At 61.8% G+C, this 15,243-nt stretch carries 17 protein-coding genes, 1 pseudogene and 1 riboswitch; of the genes and pseudogenes, 9 read left to right on the top strand and 9 right to left on the bottom strand.

Going from position 1 to position 15,243, the window contains the following annotated elements; all coding sequences use genetic code 11:
• Positions 1 to 32 precede the first annotated feature (32 nt).
• A complete protein-coding gene (locus BLU37_RS02640) occupies positions 33 to 266 on the bottom strand; it encodes a hypothetical protein (RefSeq protein ID WP_090202159.1) in 234 nt (77 codons plus the stop codon).
• A gap of 198 nt (positions 267 to 464) precedes the next feature.
• Here BLU37_RS02640 and BLU37_RS02635 point away from each other — a divergent pair, with 198 nt between their 5' ends.
• A complete protein-coding gene (locus tag BLU37_RS02635; RefSeq protein WP_010452517.1) occupies positions 465 to 1,049 on the top strand; it encodes a YajG family lipoprotein in 585 nt (194 codons plus the stop codon).
• 61 nt (positions 1,050 to 1,110) lie between these two features.
• Here BLU37_RS02635 and BLU37_RS02630 read toward each other — a convergent pair whose 3' ends face one another.
• A complete protein-coding gene (locus tag BLU37_RS02630; protein ID WP_017904795.1) occupies positions 1,111 to 1,317 on the bottom strand; it encodes a hypothetical protein in 207 nt (68 codons plus the stop codon).
• A gap of 199 nt (positions 1,318 to 1,516) precedes the next feature.
• On the opposite strand from BLU37_RS02630, the gene BLU37_RS02625 reads away from it, so the two are divergent.
• Positions 1,517 to 1,807 (top strand): hypothetical protein, encoded by a 291-nt coding sequence (locus tag BLU37_RS02625; RefSeq protein WP_040651806.1) that lies wholly within the window; start codon positions 1,517 to 1,519, stop codon positions 1,805 to 1,807.
• A 24-nt stretch (positions 1,808 to 1,831) separates the two neighbouring features.
• On the opposite strand, the gene BLU37_RS02620 is transcribed toward BLU37_RS02625, so the two are convergent.
• A complete protein-coding gene (locus tag BLU37_RS02620) occupies positions 1,832 to 2,998 on the bottom strand; it encodes a 1-acyl-sn-glycerol-3-phosphate acyltransferase (RefSeq protein WP_010452522.1) in 1,167 nt (388 codons plus the stop codon).
• A gap of 143 nt (positions 2,999 to 3,141) precedes the next feature.
• Between BLU37_RS02620 and BLU37_RS02615 the strand changes: the two genes are divergently transcribed.
• The 3 genes from BLU37_RS02615 to BLU37_RS02605 are packed head-to-tail and all read left to right on the top strand — an operon-like array spanning position 3,142 to position 4,265.
• Positions 3,142 to 3,324, top strand: a complete 183-nt coding sequence (locus tag BLU37_RS02615) for a CPXCG motif-containing cysteine-rich protein (RefSeq protein WP_010452524.1) — start codon at positions 3,142 to 3,144, stop codon at positions 3,322 to 3,324.
• 13 nt (positions 3,325 to 3,337) lie between these two features.
• A complete protein-coding gene (locus BLU37_RS02610) occupies positions 3,338 to 3,598 on the top strand; it encodes a putative signal transducing protein (RefSeq protein WP_090202158.1) in 261 nt (86 codons plus the stop codon).
• 46 nt (positions 3,599 to 3,644) lie between these two features.
• Positions 3,645 to 4,265 (top strand): SOS response-associated peptidase, encoded by a 621-nt coding sequence (locus BLU37_RS02605; protein WP_090202157.1) that lies wholly within the window; start codon positions 3,645 to 3,647, stop codon positions 4,263 to 4,265.
• Positions 4,266 to 4,420: 155 nt separating this feature from the next.
• Here the strand turns inward: BLU37_RS02605 and BLU37_RS29800 are convergent, their stop codons facing one another.
• Both BLU37_RS29800 and BLU37_RS29795 read right to left on the bottom strand, forming a co-directional pair.
• Positions 4,421 to 5,164, bottom strand: coding sequence for a methyl-accepting chemotaxis protein (locus BLU37_RS29800; protein WP_408003668.1), 744 nt, complete (start codon positions 5,162 to 5,164; stop codon positions 4,421 to 4,423).
• A gap of 114 nt (positions 5,165 to 5,278) precedes the next feature.
• A pseudogene (locus BLU37_RS29795) lies at positions 5,279 to 5,479 on the bottom strand (HAMP domain-containing protein); the annotation flags it as partial.
• Positions 5,480 to 6,833: 1,354 nt separating this feature from the next.
• Here BLU37_RS29795 and BLU37_RS02590 point away from each other — a divergent pair.
• Complete coding sequence (locus BLU37_RS02590) at positions 6,834 to 7,652, top strand: M48 family metallopeptidase (RefSeq protein ID WP_010452532.1); 819 nt, start codon at positions 6,834 to 6,836, stop codon at positions 7,650 to 7,652.
• Between the two features lie 163 nt (positions 7,653 to 7,815).
• On the opposite strand, the gene BLU37_RS02585 is transcribed toward BLU37_RS02590, so the two are convergent.
• The 3 genes from BLU37_RS02585 to BLU37_RS02575 form a co-directional block, all read right to left on the bottom strand.
• Positions 7,816 to 8,400 carry a TMEM165/GDT1 family protein gene (locus tag BLU37_RS02585; protein ID WP_010452533.1) on the bottom strand — a complete coding sequence of 195 codons (585 nt, stop codon included), beginning with the start codon at positions 8,398 to 8,400 and terminating at the stop codon, positions 7,816 to 7,818.
• A gap of 87 nt (positions 8,401 to 8,487) precedes the next feature.
• A riboswitch (yybP-ykoY riboswitch) is annotated at positions 8,488 to 8,609 on the bottom strand.
• Between the two features lie 40 nt (positions 8,610 to 8,649).
• Positions 8,650 to 9,648 carry a class I SAM-dependent methyltransferase gene (locus BLU37_RS02580; RefSeq protein WP_090202154.1) on the bottom strand — a complete coding sequence of 333 codons (999 nt, stop codon included), beginning with the start codon at positions 9,646 to 9,648 and terminating at the stop codon, positions 8,650 to 8,652.
• Positions 9,649 to 9,681: 33 nt separating this feature from the next.
• Positions 9,682 to 10,647 carry a 2-hydroxyacid dehydrogenase gene (locus BLU37_RS02575; protein ID WP_090202153.1) on the bottom strand — a complete coding sequence of 322 codons (966 nt, stop codon included), beginning with the start codon at positions 10,645 to 10,647 and terminating at the stop codon, positions 9,682 to 9,684.
• A 92-nt stretch (positions 10,648 to 10,739) separates the two neighbouring features.
• Here BLU37_RS02575 and BLU37_RS02570 point away from each other — a divergent pair, with 92 nt between their 5' ends.
• Positions 10,740 to 11,369: a LysE family translocator gene (locus BLU37_RS02570; protein ID WP_090202152.1), complete on the top strand. Its 630-nt coding sequence runs from the start codon at positions 10,740 to 10,742 to the stop codon at positions 11,367 to 11,369.
• Here the strand turns inward: BLU37_RS02570 and BLU37_RS02565 are convergent.
• Positions 11,353 to 12,126, bottom strand: coding sequence for an AraC family transcriptional regulator (locus tag BLU37_RS02565; RefSeq protein ID WP_019360577.1), 774 nt, complete (start codon positions 12,124 to 12,126; stop codon positions 11,353 to 11,355). The two genes, BLU37_RS02570 and BLU37_RS02565, sit on opposite strands and share 17 nt — an antisense overlap.
• A 104-nt stretch (positions 12,127 to 12,230) precedes the next feature.
• Here BLU37_RS02565 and BLU37_RS02560 point away from each other — a divergent pair, with 104 nt between their 5' ends.
• Both BLU37_RS02560 and BLU37_RS02555 read left to right on the top strand, forming a co-directional pair.
• Positions 12,231 to 13,415: an MFS transporter gene (locus tag BLU37_RS02560; protein ID WP_090202151.1), complete on the top strand. Its 1,185-nt coding sequence runs from the start codon at positions 12,231 to 12,233 to the stop codon at positions 13,413 to 13,415.
• 144 nt (positions 13,416 to 13,559) lie between these two features.
• Positions 13,560 to 15,242 carry a fatty acid--CoA ligase gene (locus BLU37_RS02555; protein ID WP_090202150.1) on the top strand — a complete coding sequence of 561 codons (1,683 nt, stop codon included), beginning with the start codon at positions 13,560 to 13,562 and terminating at the stop codon, positions 15,240 to 15,242.
• The last annotated feature ends 1 nt before the right edge of the window (position 15,243 follow it).

Below are 15,243 nucleotides of genomic sequence, written 5' to 3'. Positions count from 1 at the left end.
ACCCTGTTGAATGACTTTTATTAGCCGTCCGGTCAGATGGTCAACGGCAGAGCGCGCCGTGGGTGTTGTGCACGTGGGTTGACACGGGCGTTGGCGGGCAGTGGCTGGTGCATCCAGGCCAGGTGGATCTTCTCGACTTCGATCCAGCCATCGCCGGTGGGCGGCAGCTCGCATTGCTTGAAGGCCTGGCAACGACCGTCGGCATCGAGTCGAGCGAAGCTGCGCTTGGGCTTGCGAGCGAAGAATAGCTGCCAGAGGAATTCCATTGCCGAACCACCCATCGTTTCGTGATGGAACGGATGCTGGAGCAGGGCGGTTACGCGGTCATGTAAGGTCGGTGAATTAAATGTGACAAGGGGCTCAAAGGTGGATAGCGGGGGGCGTGTCGGGCGATGTCTGGTTAGCGGCGCCCGTGCACGGCTATACTGATGGCCTGATTGTGCCTAGTCCTTGGAGAGATGAGCATGTTGCAACGCCTGTTGTTTGGTTTGATCACTGTGACCAGCCTGACCCTGGTCGGCTGTGCCAACAGTCCTCAGCAGCTTAGCCCGCAACCCACGCTCACTACCCAGCTGGCCCCGGTGGGTCATGGTCAGCAGGTCGTGGTCCGGGTCGTCGACGGTCGTCGTTCGCCGGTATTGGGTACCCGTGGTGGCCTTTATCCTGAAACCAGCTCCATTACCGTTCAGGGCGCCGATCTGATACCCAAGCTGCAGGCCCAGGCCGACGCGGCCGTACGCCTGTTGGGCTTCACGCCGACGCCGAATGCCATGAATGCGCCGACCCTGACCGTGACCCTGTCTGATCTGACCTATCAGTCGCCGAAGGACACCACCTACGTGACCGAGGCCACCATCGGCGCCAATTTCCGTTCCGACGTGACCAACGCCAACCAGCGCTACAGCGGTCAGTACGGCGCTTCGATGAATCAGCGTTTCGGCATGGCACCCAATGAGCAGACCAACACCAAGTTGGTCAGCGACGTATTGAGCGATGCGCTGACCCGGGTCTTCAAGGACCCGAGCATCGGTCGGTTGCTGAGCCAGTAACCCGACGCAGTCATGAAAAAGCCCGGCTGTCGAAGCCGGGCTTTTTATTGCCTGCCTGTTATCACGCGGCTTCGATATGAAAGTCCAGCAGGCTCACGCCGGTCGTCAGGTCGGCTTCGGGCAGGTCGGCATGTTGATGGCCGCCGAGGGCGCAATAGACCAGCCAGTGGCGGTCCTGGACGTTGAACGACATGGCGTCCACCAGGGCTTCCTGTTCATCGCTGGGGGCGATCAGGTAGAGGCGATCCTGGTTGTTGGCGTGCAGCATGACAAGCTCCGTGAAGGTTCGAGGGCGACAGGGTGGCCTGTTAAGGTGACGTTCAGGTGACAGCGCAAATTAATCCGTAAATTGTCCGAGACCGGACACAGGAAACTGTAACGCAGGGGTGTTCCCATACCAGCGTGCGCGGCAACGGCTCTTTGCCGTTTGTCCGGAGTTCGAAAGGCGCTGGTTCATCCGAGGGTTCATGATGTCGTTGCAAGTGATCTGGGGCGCATTCGCCGGCCATCCGGGCAAGTGGCTCAATCTGTTTGCACTGCTGGTGGCGTGTCCTGGCGCGTGGCTGTTGCAGCTCACGCGTCGTCGGGAGCAACGGGCGCTGGAACAGCTGGAGACACAAAGCGAAGGGCGGTCGATCGACCAGCCCCTGTTGTTGCTTGACTCACGGGTGCAGCGGGCGAACCGGTTTTTCTACCGGTTCGGTTTTGCCTGCCTGGCGGTGGCGCTGCTGATGTCCTGGATCAGCACCCGGTTTTAGGGGAACGACCGGCGGCCACTGTGGCTACAGTGGCAGGCCGGCCTTGACGCGGTACTGGTTGCGCACCGGGGTCGCGTATTGCTGCACCAGGTACGGTTGATGCTCGACCGGGCAGGCATCCAGCCGGCTCTGCCACTCGGCCTGGGCCTTGCTCAATTCCTCGGTGGCAAACAGCTCGGCGGCCTTGGGCACCTGCAGTTGCGGATCGGCTTCGCTCCATTGCGCGTAGGCCAGGTAATGCACCGGGAACAGGCGGTAGCCAGCGAGGATCTGCCGATCCATTTCCTGTGCCAGGACCTTGGTGTCCTCGAACTCCCCGTCCAGCGGTTTGGCGAAGTTCACATGCACCCGGCCCTTGTAGCCGGTGATGCCCTTGGCAATGCTGACGTCATCTTCGCCCGGCGCCTTGCTGTAGCTGCCGGTGGTCGCGCGGATGTACAGCTCGCGGGCCTTGGCCTGGTCACAAGGATCGTATTCGTAGCTGATCGACACCGGGGTGAGGTTCAGCGAGCGGATGACCTCGGCGAACGGTTCATCCTTGCGGCTCATGTGGAACATTTTCAGGATGGCCGACTCGGTACGGTCGTCACCATCCTTGGCCCGGCCCTCGGCCTGGGCGATCCAGATCGACTGGCAGTCGTTGCGGATCGAATGGTTGATGTAGGCCGACAGCAACTGGTAAGCCGCCAGCTTTTCCCGCCGTCCGCTGATCGAGCGATGGACGATGAAACTCTTGTTCAGGCGCATCAGGTCGCTGACGAACGGTTTCTGCAGCAGGTTGTCACCGATGGCGATGCGTGGCGTCGGCAGGCCGGCATGGTAGACGGCGTAGTTGACGAAGGCCGGGTCCATGACGATGTCGCGATGGTTGGCCAGGAACAGATAGGCGGTCCCGGACTTGAACTGCTCGACGCCGGTATAGGTCACGCCATCGGTGGCCCGTTCGATGGTGTTGTCGACGTAGACTTCGATCTTGTCCTGCAGGGTTGCCACGCATTGGACGCCGGCGAACTCACGCCGCAGCCGATAGGCGATCAGGGGTCTGAGCAACCAGCCGAAGGCACCGACCAGGCGCGGGAAACGGAAATGCGTGAGAATATCCAGAAAAGCCTTGTCGCCGAGCAACCGGGCCAGCACGGCTGGCACTTCGGAGTCGTCGTAAGGCCGGATGGCATCAAATTCGCCCATCATGCTCTCTTGTTGGAAACGGCTAGGGTAAGTAGAGGGTTGAGTGATAAATAATAAAGCCTGATCGTAAAAATAAGGCCAGGATCACTCATCAGCCTTATAAATAGACCGGCGATTATACGCACAAGTCACCTTCGGAGGCCGCGATGCTGGAAACTGAGTACTACTCATGTCCCTACTGTGGTGAGGAGGCCGAGGCCGTGCTGGATCTTTCCGGTGGCGACCAGACCTATATCGAGGATTGCCCGGTGTGTTGCCGGCCGATCGTGTTCACGCTGCAGACCGATGGTCAGGAGTGGATGCTCGACGTCCACACGGAAAACGAGTGACGAGGGCGCCTCGATGCAACGCATCTACGAACCGGAAAACCTGATGGAGGGCGAGCTGCTGCAAGGCATGCTCGCCAGCGAAGGCGTGCAGGCGCACCTGGTCGGGCGCGACCTGCTGGGTGGTGCGGGAGAGTTGCCGGTGTTCGGTCTGCTGGCTCTGGCGGTGGAGAATGAGCAGGCGCAGTACGCACGTGAACTGATCGCCGCGTACAATGCCGCGCTGCCGCTGCCGGGCGATGAGCCGGAGCTTGTTGCCGGGGTGCTGCTTTGCTAGTCGCCCCTGATCCCTGATCGAGTTACCGAACGAGTCGTATTGCCCCATGTGTGGACGTTTTGCCCTGTTTCGCTGGAACCCCGCCTTTGCGGCCTTGCCCGGCTTTCCCGCCGACCAGCAGGCGCAATGGAATATTTCGCCCAACGATTCGGTGCTGATCCTGCGTGCCAACGCCGGACAACGTGAGCTGGCCCGTGCCCGCTGGGGTTTGACGCCGGCCTGGCTGACCGACCTGTCGCGCACGCCGGCCCATGCCCGGGCCGAGACCCTGGCCGAGCAGCCGATGTTTCGCCAGGCGTTTCGCGAACGGCGCTGCCTGTTGCCGGCCAACGGGTTTTACGAATGGCGTGGCACGCAGCGCAAGCGCCCGTATTGGCTGACGCCCGCCGAAGGCTCCAGCCTGTTTTTCGCGGCGATCTGGGAGGCGTACCCGGTGCAGGAGCAGGTCTGGTTGAGTACCGCAGTTGTGACGCAGCCGGTGTCGAGTCAGCGGCGGCCACTGATTCTCGACGAGGCGGGGCAGGCCGCCTGGCTGGCTGAGGATACTCCGCTGCATGTGCTGCAGGGGTTGTTGGCCAGCCCGCAGAAGCCGTTGCGCGAGCGTTTGTTGGCCAACCTGGTGAATGATCCGAAGCTCAATGCGCCGGAGTGCCTGACGCCGGGTTGATGTCCTGTCGGGGCCGTTCCGGGTGTTGAAGCCAAAGTCCTGTCGGGGGAAGTCAAAGTCCTGTAGGCGTCGGTCTTGCCCGCGAAAGGGGCCTTGAGGCCGTCAAAAGCTTCGCGGGCAAGCCCGGCTCCTACAGGTGGAGTGTTTCAGAGGGGCTAGACCTTGAACTGATTGATCAGGCGTCGCTGCTGCTCGGCCAGCTTGGTCAGTTGTGCACTGGCTGTGCTCGATTCGTCGGCGCCGCCGGCCACTTCGTTCGCCACCTGGCCGATGTTGATCACGTTGCGGTTGATATCGTCGGCCACAGCGCTCTGCTCCTCGGCGGCACTGGCGATCTGGGTGTTCATGTCGTTGATCACCGACACCGCCTGGGTAATGGTCTCCAGTGCCTGGGCGGCCTTGGCCGCGTGCTGCACGCTTTCGTCGGTCTTGTGCTGGCTGTCCTCCATGACCCTGACCACTTCGCGGGTGCCTTGCTGCAACTGCTGGATCATCGACTGGATTTCTTCGGTGGCCTGCTGGGTCTTCTGGGCCAGGTTGCGTACCTCGTCGGCCACCACGGCAAAACCACGGCCCTGTTCTCCGGCGCGGGCGGCTTCGATCGCCGCGTTGAGTGCCAGCAGGTTGGTCTGCTCGGCGATGCCACGAATGGCAGTGAGGATCGCGTTGATGTTCTCGCTGTCCCTGGCCAGGGTCTGCACCACGCCCACGGCACGACCGATCTCCAGGGCCAGGTTACCGATGGAGGTGGACGTATCACGCACGATACGCATGCCGTCGCTGGCGGCCATGTCGGCATGGCTGGCGGCTTGCGCGGCCTGGGTGGCATTACGGGCCACATCCTGGGCGGTCGCGGTCATCTCCTGCACGGCGGTCGCCACCTGGTCGATCTCGGCCATTTGCTTGTGTACGCCCAGGTTGGTGCGGATCGCAATGTCGGCAGTGTGTTCGGAGGAATCACTGACGCTCTGCACCGAAGTCACCACCTGGGTGATCATCGCCTGCAACTTGATCAGGAAGGTATTGAAGCCCTTGGCAATGGAGCCGAGTTCGTCGGCGCGGTCACTGCTCAGGCGGCGGGTCAGGTCGCCTTCGCCCTGGGCGATATCGTCGAGCATGGCCACCATTTGGCGCAGCGGCCGGGCGATACCGTGGCCAACCAGCCAGATCACCAGCAAGCCCAGCGCAGCGATGACCAGACCGACCACTGCCATGCCGAACACGTCGGCCTTGCGTTGTTCGTTCAGTTCACCCTGGAGTTTGTGCAGGTCGGCCATCACCGCGTTCATCGGCAGTTGCATCATCAGGGTCCAGCGCGCATCGCTCTGGCCGATGCCGAAGGGCAGGTACAGTTCGATGATGCCCTGGGTCTTGTCGATGTTGTAGGTCACTTCACCGCGATTGAGCCGGCCCATGGCCGCGACCTTGTCGGCATCGAGAATGTCGCTGAGTTTCTCACCGAATTTGCTCGGGTCCTTGGTGTAAGCCACCAGGCGTCCATTGGTGCCGACCAGGGTCATGTTACCGGCGCCGTTGTAGAGTTTCTGGTTGGCCGCCACCAGCATGTCCTGGATGAAGTTTACCGACAGGTCGGCACCGACGATGCCCTGGAACGCACCGTTGAGCATGATCGGCTGGATGAAGGAGGCGAGCATCACGATCTTGTCGCCGACCTTGTAGGGGGCCGGGTCGATCACGCAGGTCTTGCCGGTTTCCTTGGGGCACAGGTAGTACTCGCTGGCTCTTACGCCGGTGGACAGGACTTTCTGGTCGTCCACATCCACCAGGGTCGAGAAACCCAGGCTGCCGTCGTCGTTGCGGAACCACCAGGGCAGGAAACGCCCGTCCTTGGCTGACCCGGCCTTGGCGTTATCGGCGTAGTCTGCATCATTGTGCTCCAGGGCGTTTTTTTCCCAGCCGATGTAGGCGCCAAGCACTTTGGGGTTCTGCTGGAGGTTTTCCTTGATCAGGTTGATCAGTTGTTCACGGCTGATGTTCAGCAGTGGCTTGCCGTCGGCGTCCTGGCTGCCGAGCAGTGCATTGACATGTACCAAACCCGCGCCGATCAGCAAGGGCGCTTCGAGTTCGCGCTGGATCTGGCTGACCTGGGTCCTGGCCAGCGCGTCGAGGCGTTGTTCGATCACCTGCTCGAACTGTTCCTGGGTGCGCTGCTGCACCTTCTCCTGGGTCTTGGCCCCGGACACCAGGGCATAGATCACCAGCGCTGCGACCACACTGAGGACGATGGCGCCGGCCAGGGCCGCGACGGAAAATTGAATCGACTTGAATTTCATGGAGGCTCCGGACGCGGTAGGTGACGTCTCTTCGGAAGTATCGGCAAAGCTGCGGGCGGACATGAGGGTAGGCGATGCAAATGACTGTTTTGAATTCGTCCGTGTCGTAAATGAAGCATTATTCAGGCTCGAGGTGTCTCGTCGTGCCGCTGATCGTGAATTTTTTCCTGCAAATGTTGAAGCTTGTCTGAAATTCGGGATTACAGAATTTTTGTATCTGGATTTGATACAAATCCCCGCCTAGGATAGCCGGCAGTTTTCAGGGAGAGTGTTCATGACTAAACGATTGGTTTTGTGTGCGTTGACGACGGGACTGCTGCTGGCCGGGTGCCAGGCGGTCAATACCACCAATGGTGGTGCCGTTGGGGTGCAGCGCCAACAATATATGTTCAGTATGTTGTCGAGTCAGGAAGTCGATCAGATGTACGCCCAGTCGTACCAGAAGACGCTGGGTGAGGCCAAGGGCTCGGGCGTGCTGGACAAGACCAGCGCCAATGCCAAGCGGGTCCAGGCCATTGCCGATCGGTTGATTGCGCAGGCGCCGAACTTCCGTCCGGATTCGGCCCAGTGGCAATGGGAAGTCAATCTGATCAAGAGCGATGAACTCAACGCCAACTGCGGCCCTGGCGGCAAGATCATTTTCTACAGCGGCCTGATCGACCAGCTCAAGCTGACCGACGACGAGATTGCTGCGGTGATGGGCCATGAAATTGCCCATGCCCTGCGTGAGCATGGGCGTGAGGCGATGTCCAAGGCCTACGGGATCCAGATGGCCAAGCAGGGTGCTGGCGCGTTGTTCGGCCTGGGCCAGGACAGCCTGGCGCTGGCCGATACCGTGGCGAACTACGGCATGACCTTGCCCAACAGTCGCGAGAATGAAAACGAGGCGGACCTGATCGGCCTGGAACTGGCGGCTCGCGCCGGTTACAACCCGAACGCGGCCATCACGCTGTGGAACAAGATGAGCAAGGCTTCTGAAGGCGCGCCGCCGGAGTTCATGAGCACTCACCCGGCCTCCAGCAACCGTATCGCCTCGCTGCAGGCGGCGATTCCCAAGGTCATGCCGCTGTACCAGCAGGCCCGCAAGTCCTGAGGCTCATGCCCTCGTTGTTGCAGGGGAGCTGTGGCGAGCGGGCAAGCTCGCTCGCCACATGAATCGGTAGTTTGTAGGTCACTCCACCCCTTGCCAGCTGAGTCCGCTCGCCACACAAGCCTTCGCCCCTGCTTGCCCAGCAAGCAGGGGGAGGGCATCGCCTCTAGATCCAGCCGCTGCTCTGCATCGCCTTGTACACCGCGACGATCGCCAGGATGAAGAACGCCGAGGCGGCCAGGCGACGGATCAGCGTCAGTGGCAGCTTGTCGGCGGCGAAGTTGCCGGCCAGCACCACCGGTACGTTGGCGATCAGCATGCCCAGGGTCGTGCCGATGATCACCAGCCACAGCTCCGGATATTGCGCCGCCAGCATCACCGTGGCGACCTGGGTCTTGTCGCCGATTTCGGCGAGGAAGAACGCGATCAAGGTGGTCAGGAACGGGCCGAACTTGCGGCCGGTACTGGCTTCGTCATCGTCCATCTTGTCCGGGACCAGTGTCCACAGCGCAGTGGCGGTGAAGCTCGCAGCCAGGATCCAGTGCAAGACCGAGTTGGAGAAGAAACTGCCGAACCAGGCACCTACTGCGCCAGCCGCAGCATGGTTGGCGAGGGTCGCGGCAACGATACCGGCGATGATCGGCCAGGGTTTGCGAAAACGAGCTGCCAGGATGAGCGCGAGCAATTGCGTCTTGTCGCCGATTTCGGCCAGGGCAACGATTGCGGTGGGAACGAGGAGAGAATCCAGCATCAGGTTTTCCTAAGGGGCGGGTCGACACGGCTATGACACGTACAGCCTTCCCGCCCCGGGTAAGGTGTGCGTGTCATAGGTCTTGTCAAACCCCGGGTTCGTCTGTGCGAACCGTGGGTCGCATGCGCCATGGTCTGAGGACCAAGTATGTTGACGCATGCCGGACGAGCGTGGCGCTCGTGGGAGACTACTCCCCTAGGACGGAGCGGATTCTGCCTAGGCAAAATCCATTGCGCAAGCGTTTATTTTTCAGCCGCGCCTGGCGCTGTAGATTCGAAAACCGTCTCCTTCGGCCTGGGTTACACAGCTCCCCAGGTGTTCTTCGATCAGTGGCTGGTAGCGCAGGAAGCTATTGGCAACCAGCCGAAGTTCGCCGCCTTTTTGCAGATGTTTGGCGGATTTTTTCAGCAAGTTTTCACTGGCTTGATAGTTGGTATGCACCCCGGTGTGGAACGGCGGATTGCTCAGGATCGCCCGCAGTTCCAGCGGCGCGGCATCGATACCATCGCCGGTCAGCACCTCGCCTTCCAGACCGTTGGCCGCCAGGGTCAGGCGACTGCTGGCGGCGGCGAAGGCATCGACGTCGAGCAGGATGACGCGGTTGTCCGGATAACGACGTTTCACCGCGGCGCCGAGCACACCCGCGCCGCAGCCGAAGTCGAGTAGCGGGCCGTTGGGCAGATTGTCCAGGTGTTCGAGCAGCAGCGCCGTGCCACGATCCAGCCGACCATGGCTGAACACCCCGGGCAGGCTGACGACCGTCAGTGGGCCCTCGGCCAGATCCAACTGGTAATGCCTGGCCAGGCTTTCCAGCGGTTTGGCCTGCGGAGCCTCGACCACGGTGACTTGCCACAACTGGCAATGCCGGGCACTGTCGAGCTTGCGCGGTTTGCCGAGCACCGCCAGTTGTTTGGCCGCGCCTTCGATACCGCCGCGTTTTTCGCCGACGAGGAAAACCTCGCCACCGGGCAGCCGTGCGGCGACGGCATTGAGCAGGTAGTCGGCCAGTTCGCGGGATTTGGGCAGGAACACCACGGCGGCGTCGAACGTCGCTTCGTGTGGACTCACGCCAAAGTGGCTGCGACCGGCGAAGCGGGCCTCCAGCGCAGCCTGGTCACCGGCATGCCAGCACCAGCCATGGGCGTTGGGCAAGTGTCCGAGCAGGTCGTCGGCGGGCAGACCGACCAACAGCAGGTTGCCCTGGAAATATTCGGCCTGACGAAGCAGTACTTCACTGCGCGGATCCATGGTCTGCTCCCTGAAAAAAAGTCCGCCAGTCTATCAATTGACGACCCGCAACGCTGCTCCGGCAAAAAAGCCCCGGGCATTCTCCGCGAGTTGGCCGACGATGCGTTGCCGGGCCTCGCGGCTGCCCCAGGCATTGTGCGGAGTGATGATCAGACGCGGGATATCGCCGGCCAGCAGTGGGTTGCCATTGCTCGGTGGTTCGACGCTGAGCACGTCGGTCGCCGCACCGCCGAGGTGGCCGCCGCGCAGGGCGTCGGCCAGCGCCTGCTCGTCGATCAGGCCGCCGCGCGCGGTGTTGACCACAAACGCTCCGGGTTTGAGCAGGGCCAACTCGGCGGCGCCGATGAAATTCCGGGTGTGTTCGTTCAACGGACAGTGCAGGGTCAGGGCGTCGACCTGCGGCAGCAGCTCTGCCAGGGGAAGGCGGTCTTCACGTGCCGGGCGACCGGGAATCTGTCCCAGTACCACACGCATGCCGAACGCCTCGGCCAGCTTCGCTACCGCCCCGCCCAGTTCGCCATGACCGAGCAGGCCGAGGGTCTTGCCTTGCAGCTCGACGATCGGGAAGTCCAGCAGGCAGAACTGCGTCGCCTGCTGCCAGCGGCCTTCGCCCACGGCTTTCTGGTAGTCGTTCAGGCGGGTCGCCAGGACCAGCAGCAACATCAGCGTGTGCTGGGCCACCGACGGAGTGCCGTAGCCCTGACAGTTGCAGACAGTGATCCCCTGCGCCCGAGCGGCTGCCAGGTCGACATTGTTGGTGCCGGTGGCCGAGATCAGGACCAGCTTCAGATCAGGGCAGGCGGCCAGGGTCTCGGCAGTCAGCGGGACCTTGTTGCTGATGGCCACGCTGGCCCCGGCCAGGTGTTCGAGCACGTTCTGCGCGGTGGTGCTGCTGCACAGCCGCAGTTCATCGAAGCACTCGCGCAGCGGCTCGAAGTCGAGATCACCGAGGTCCAGGGAAGGGTGATCGAGAAATACCGCGCGGCGAGGATGGCTCATCAACTGTACCTTTTGTGCTGTCGAGTGAAGGCGTAAGGTAGCCAGCCTACCAGATGACCTATTCAGATACCGAGGAGTCCACAGGCGTGTCCATGTACCTGACCGAGTTTTTGACCGTCGCGCTGATCCACCTGCTGGCGGTGGCCAGTCCGGGCCCCGACTTTGCCGTGGTGGTGCGTGAGAGCGTGACCCATGGTCGTCGCGCCGGCCTCTGGACGGCGCTGGGGGTGGGCACGGCGATCTTCCTGCATGTCGGCTATTCGCTGTTGGGGATCGGCCTGATCGTGTCGCAGTCGATCGTGTTGTTCAACGCGTTGAAATGGCTGGCGGCGGCGTACCTGCTGTACATCGGTTTCAAGGCGATCCGCGCCAGGCCGGCGGCACCGGCCGCCGAGGATTTGGCTGCGCCGGCTGGCGAGCGGACGGCGCGTGGCGCCTTTACTTCGGGTTTCGTGACCAATGGCCTGAACCCCAAGGCGACGCTGTTCTTCCTGTCCTTGTTCACCGTGGTGATCAACCCGCATACCCCCTTGTCGATCCAGGCCGGCTATGGCGTCTACCTGGCCGTGGCGACCGCACTGTGGTTCTGCCTGGTGGCGATGCTGTTCAGCCAGCAACGGGTCCGTGCCGGTTTCGCCCGAATGGGGCACTGGTTCGACCGGACCATGGGCGTGGTATTGATCGCCATCGGTGTGAAACTGGCCTTTACCGAGATGCATTGATGGCGCTGAACTGGTTCAGGTTGGCGACATATTCCCGCGGGTTCTCCCCGAGCAACCGGCGGAACATCGCACTGAACGCCCGGGCGTTGCCATAGCCGCAGACCTTGGCCACGCGTTGCACGCTGTCTCCGGCCAGCAGGCGTGGCAAGGCTTCCATCAGGCGCAACTGTTGGCGCCAGGTGTTGAAACTCATCCGTAGCTGCTGCTGGAACAACCGTGCCAGGGTTCGGGTGCTGGCACCGACCTGCAGCGCCCAGTCTTCCAGGGTGTTGGGGTGGGTCGGAGTTTGCAGCAGGGCCATGCAGATCCGTTGCAGTCGCCGGTCGCTGGGCATCGGGATGTGCAGCGGCAGGTTCTCCAGGGTGGCGAGTTCTTCCAGCATCAGTTGCTGGATCAGCGGATTACCAGCCTGTTCCGGCCCCTGTACCGCGCGGATGATCAGTTCGCGCAGCAGCGGTGTGACCGCGAGCACGCAGCAACCCTGCAGGTTGGCTGGCGAGAGTTCGGCGGCGACGAACAGGGAACGCATGCGCACTTCGCCGCTCATGAAGATCTCATGCTCCACCTGCGGTGGAATCCACACCGCCCGGGTCGGCGGTATGACCCACGCGCCCTGGCTCGTCACCAGGCGCATCACGCCACAGACCGCATACAACAATTGCGCTTCGGCATGTCGATGCAGTTCCTGGTGGGCTCCATCGGGATAGTCCCGTGGATAGGCACTGACGGGACCATGGAGGAAGTGGCTGATCAGCATGCGCGATGGGCTCGATTTGTCTTGTTTGATGACTTATATGGCACAAATGCGTTTTGTTGCCAACCTAGCATGGGACTCCCTTGAGCTTCGTGAGGCGTGTCGCAATGCATCAATCCAGAAACGTAATCCGCTACATCAACGCTGCCCATGTGATCGATCACATGTTCATGCTGATCTTCCCGGCGGCCGTGCTCGGCATGGGCGAGAGCTTTGGCCTGGACTTCGCCCAGCTGATCGGCCTGTCCCTGGGTGGTTTTATTGCCTTTGGCGCCTGTTCGCTGCCAGCTGGCTGGTTGGGTGACCGTTGGAGTCGACGCAGCATGATGCTGCTGTTCTTTTTCGGTATCGGTGCTGCGGCGATCTTCACCGGTTTCACCAGCACGGCGCCGATGCTGACGCTGGGGTTGACCCTGATCGGTATTTTTGCCGCGATCTACCACCCGGTGGGCACGGCGATGCTGGTCAGCTACGCCCAGAACCGGGGGCGGGAAATCGGTATCAACGGCATGTGGGGCAACCTCGGCGTGGCGTTTTCGGCGTTGGTCACCGGCTTGCTGGTGGCGTACCTCGGTTGGCGTGCGGCATTCATCCTGCCAGGAGCGATCTCGATCCTGCTGGGCGTGCTGTTTGCCCTGCAGGTCCGCGAGGAACCGATTCCGCTGATCGCCCATGCCCGACCCAAGGGCGAAAATGGCCGGCAGGTCTCGATGGTCATGGTCTTTGCCGTGCTGGCCCTGGTCACCGCCACCGGTGGGGTGGTATTCAACGCGACCACCATGACCTACCCGAAACTGTTTCAGGAGCGCCTGCATGAGCTGTTCGCAGCACCGCAGACCCTTGGCCTGATCGTCAGCCTGGCCTATGCCTTCGGTGCAGTCGCCCAGTTGAGCATCGGCCGGGTGATCGACCGGGTCAGTCTCAAGTGGCCCTTCGTGCTGTTGACCCTGTGCCAGGCGCCGCTGCTGTTCGGCCTGGCGCATGTCGATGGGTTGTCGGTGATGGTGCTGGGAGCGGCGCTGATGTTCGTGGTGTTCGGCCAGGTCACGGTGAACGATGCGATGGTCGCCAACTTCGTTGCCCCGCAATGGCAATCGCGGGTGTTCGCCTTGCGTTACTGCCTGTCTTTCGGCGCCAGCGCCACGGCGATACCGTTGATTGCCTATATCGAACCACGCCAGGGGTTTGTCGGGCTGTACCTGGTGCTCGCCGGATTTGCAGGCCTGACGTTCATCGCAGCGCTGGTTTTTCCACGCACGGCGGCCCATGCACCCGCCGGGCAAGTGGCCTGATCAGGGATTCGGCAGTGGATGCTAGCTTGGGGCTAGTATTCACGTCCGTCTGCAAATCATTCCTTTGGCTGATTTAGCGCGTGCGTAGCGGCTCTAGAGTGCCTATCTTTAGCCACGACCGTGCAGTCAGAGAAAGGGAACTCCATGTTGCAGACACGTGTAATCGCGCCCGCCGAAGGCGCCTATCGGTACCCCCTGTTGATCAAGCGATTGCTGATGTCCGGCAGTCGCTATGAGAAAACCCGCGAAATCGTGTATCGCGACAAGATGCGCTACAGCTATCCGACCCTGGCCGAGCGGGTTGCCCGCCTGGCCAACGTGCTGACGGCTGCCGGTGTCAAGGCGGGTGACACTGTGGCAGTGATGGACTGGGACAGCCATCGCTACCTGGAGTGCATGTTCGCCATTCCGATGCTCGGGGCGGTGATCCACACCATCAACGTGCGTCTGTCGCCGGAGCAGATTCTTTACACCATGAATCACGCCGACGACCGCTTCGTGCTGGTCAATAGCGAATTCGTCGGGTTGTACCAGACGATTGCCGGGCAACTGACCACGGTACAAAAGACCCTGCTGCTCACCGATACCGACGCGACCACGGCCGACCTGCCGGACCTGATCGGGGAGTATGAGCAACTGCTGGCCGCCGCGAGCCCGGTCTACGACTTCCAGGATTTCGACGAAAACTCCGTCGCCACCACCTTCTACACCACCGGCACCACCGGCAATCCCAAGGGCGTGTACTTCAGCCACCGGCAACTGGTACTGCACACGATGGGCGTGGCGACGGTCATGGGCAGTGTCGACAGCGTGCGACTGCTGGGTACCAACGATGTGTACATGCCGATCACTCCGATGTTCCATGTGCACGCCTGGGGCTTGCCCTACGTGGCGACCATGCTTGGGCTCAAGCAGGTTTATCCCGGACGCTACGATCCGGATTACCTGGTGGAGCTGTGGCGCAAGGAGAAGGTCACCTTCTCGCACTGTGTACCGACCATCCTGCAGATGGTGCTCAACGCCAAGGCAGCGCAGGGTACCGATTTCAAGGGCTGGAAGATGGTCATCGGTGGCAGTGCGCTGAACCGTACGCTGTACGAGATCGCCAAGAACCGTGGCATCCAGTTGACCGCTGCCTACGGCATGTCGGAAACCGGGCCGCTGATATCCTGCGCCCATCTCAGCGAAGAACTGATGGCTGGCAGCGACGACGAACGCACCACCTACCGCATCAAGGCCGGTGTGCCGGGGCCGCTGGTCGAGGCAGCGATCATCGATGATGACGGCAATTTCCTGCCGGCCGATGGTGAAAGCCAGGGCGAACTGGTGTTGCGTGCGCCATGGCTGAGCGAAGGTTATTTCAGGGAGCCGGAAAAGGGCGCCCAGCTCTGGGCCGGTGGCTGGCAGCACACGGGCGATGTTGCGACCCTGGACAGCATGGGCGTGATCGATATCCGCGACCGCATCAAGGACGTGATCAAGACGGGCGGCGAATGGGTCTCGTCCCTCGCTCTTGAGGATCTGGTCAGTCGTCATCCGGCGGTACGCGAAGTGGCAGTGGTGGGCATTGCCGATCCGCAGTGGGGCGAGCGTCCGTTTGCCCTGCTGGTGTTGCACGAGGGGCATCAGGTCGGTGCGCGGGAACTCAAGGAGCATCTCAAGCCCTTCGTCGAGGAGGGGCACCTGAGCAAGTGGGCGATTCCGAGCCAGATCGCCGTTGTTACTGAAATTCCCAAGACCAGTGTCGGCAAGCTCGACAAGAAGCGTATGCGCCTCGACATCGCCGAATGGCAACAAAGCAACAGCGCCTTCCTCTCCACCTTGTAAT

This window comes from Pseudomonas asplenii (genome assembly GCF_900105475.1).
Lineage (GTDB): Bacteria > Pseudomonadota > Gammaproteobacteria > Pseudomonadales > Pseudomonadaceae > Aquipseudomonas > Aquipseudomonas asplenii.
The sequence above is the reverse complement of the archived record's forward strand: the minus strand, read 5'-3'. Positions and strand labels throughout refer to the sequence as shown.

Excerpts from the sequence above, each read along its gene's own strand:
- BLU37_RS02565 (WP_019360577.1), bottom strand. The coding sequence starts at position 12,126 with ATGCTGATCAGCCACTTCCTCCATGGTCCCGTCAGTGCCTATCCACGG.
- BLU37_RS02580 (WP_090202154.1), bottom strand. The coding sequence starts at position 9,648 with ATGGATCCGCGCAGTGAAGTACTGCTTCGTCAGGCCGAATATTTCCAG.
- BLU37_RS02635 (WP_010452517.1), top strand. The coding sequence starts at position 465 with ATGTTGCAACGCCTGTTGTTTGGTTTGATCACTGTGACCAGCCTGACC.
- BLU37_RS29800 (WP_408003668.1), bottom strand. The coding sequence starts at position 5,164 with ATGGCCGAGATCGACCAGGTGGCGACCGCCGTGCAGGAGATGACCGCG.
- BLU37_RS02575 (WP_090202153.1), bottom strand. The coding sequence starts at position 10,647 with ATGAGCCATCCTCGCCGCGCGGTATTTCTCGATCACCCTTCCCTGGAC.
- BLU37_RS02640 (WP_090202159.1), bottom strand. The coding sequence starts at position 266 with ATGGAATTCCTCTGGCAGCTATTCTTCGCTCGCAAGCCCAAGCGCAGC.
- BLU37_RS02570 (WP_090202152.1), top strand. The coding sequence starts at position 10,740 with ATGTACCTGACCGAGTTTTTGACCGTCGCGCTGATCCACCTGCTGGCG.
- BLU37_RS02605 (WP_090202157.1), top strand. The coding sequence starts at position 3,645 with ATGTGTGGACGTTTTGCCCTGTTTCGCTGGAACCCCGCCTTTGCGGCC.
- BLU37_RS02625 (WP_040651806.1), top strand. The coding sequence starts at position 1,517 with ATGATGTCGTTGCAAGTGATCTGGGGCGCATTCGCCGGCCATCCGGGC.
- BLU37_RS02585 (WP_010452533.1), bottom strand. The coding sequence starts at position 8,400 with ATGCTGGATTCTCTCCTCGTTCCCACCGCAATCGTTGCCCTGGCCGAA.
- BLU37_RS02555 (WP_090202150.1), top strand. The coding sequence starts at position 13,560 with ATGTTGCAGACACGTGTAATCGCGCCCGCCGAAGGCGCCTATCGGTAC.
- BLU37_RS02590 (WP_010452532.1), top strand. The coding sequence starts at position 6,834 with ATGACTAAACGATTGGTTTTGTGTGCGTTGACGACGGGACTGCTGCTG.
- BLU37_RS02615 (WP_010452524.1), top strand. The coding sequence starts at position 3,142 with ATGCTGGAAACTGAGTACTACTCATGTCCCTACTGTGGTGAGGAGGCC.
- BLU37_RS02620 (WP_010452522.1), bottom strand. The coding sequence starts at position 2,998 with ATGATGGGCGAATTTGATGCCATCCGGCCTTACGACGACTCCGAAGTG.
- BLU37_RS02630 (WP_017904795.1), bottom strand. The coding sequence starts at position 1,317 with ATGCTGCACGCCAACAACCAGGATCGCCTCTACCTGATCGCCCCCAGC.
- BLU37_RS02560 (WP_090202151.1), top strand. The coding sequence starts at position 12,231 with ATGCATCAATCCAGAAACGTAATCCGCTACATCAACGCTGCCCATGTG.
- BLU37_RS02610 (WP_090202158.1), top strand. The coding sequence starts at position 3,338 with ATGCAACGCATCTACGAACCGGAAAACCTGATGGAGGGCGAGCTGCTG.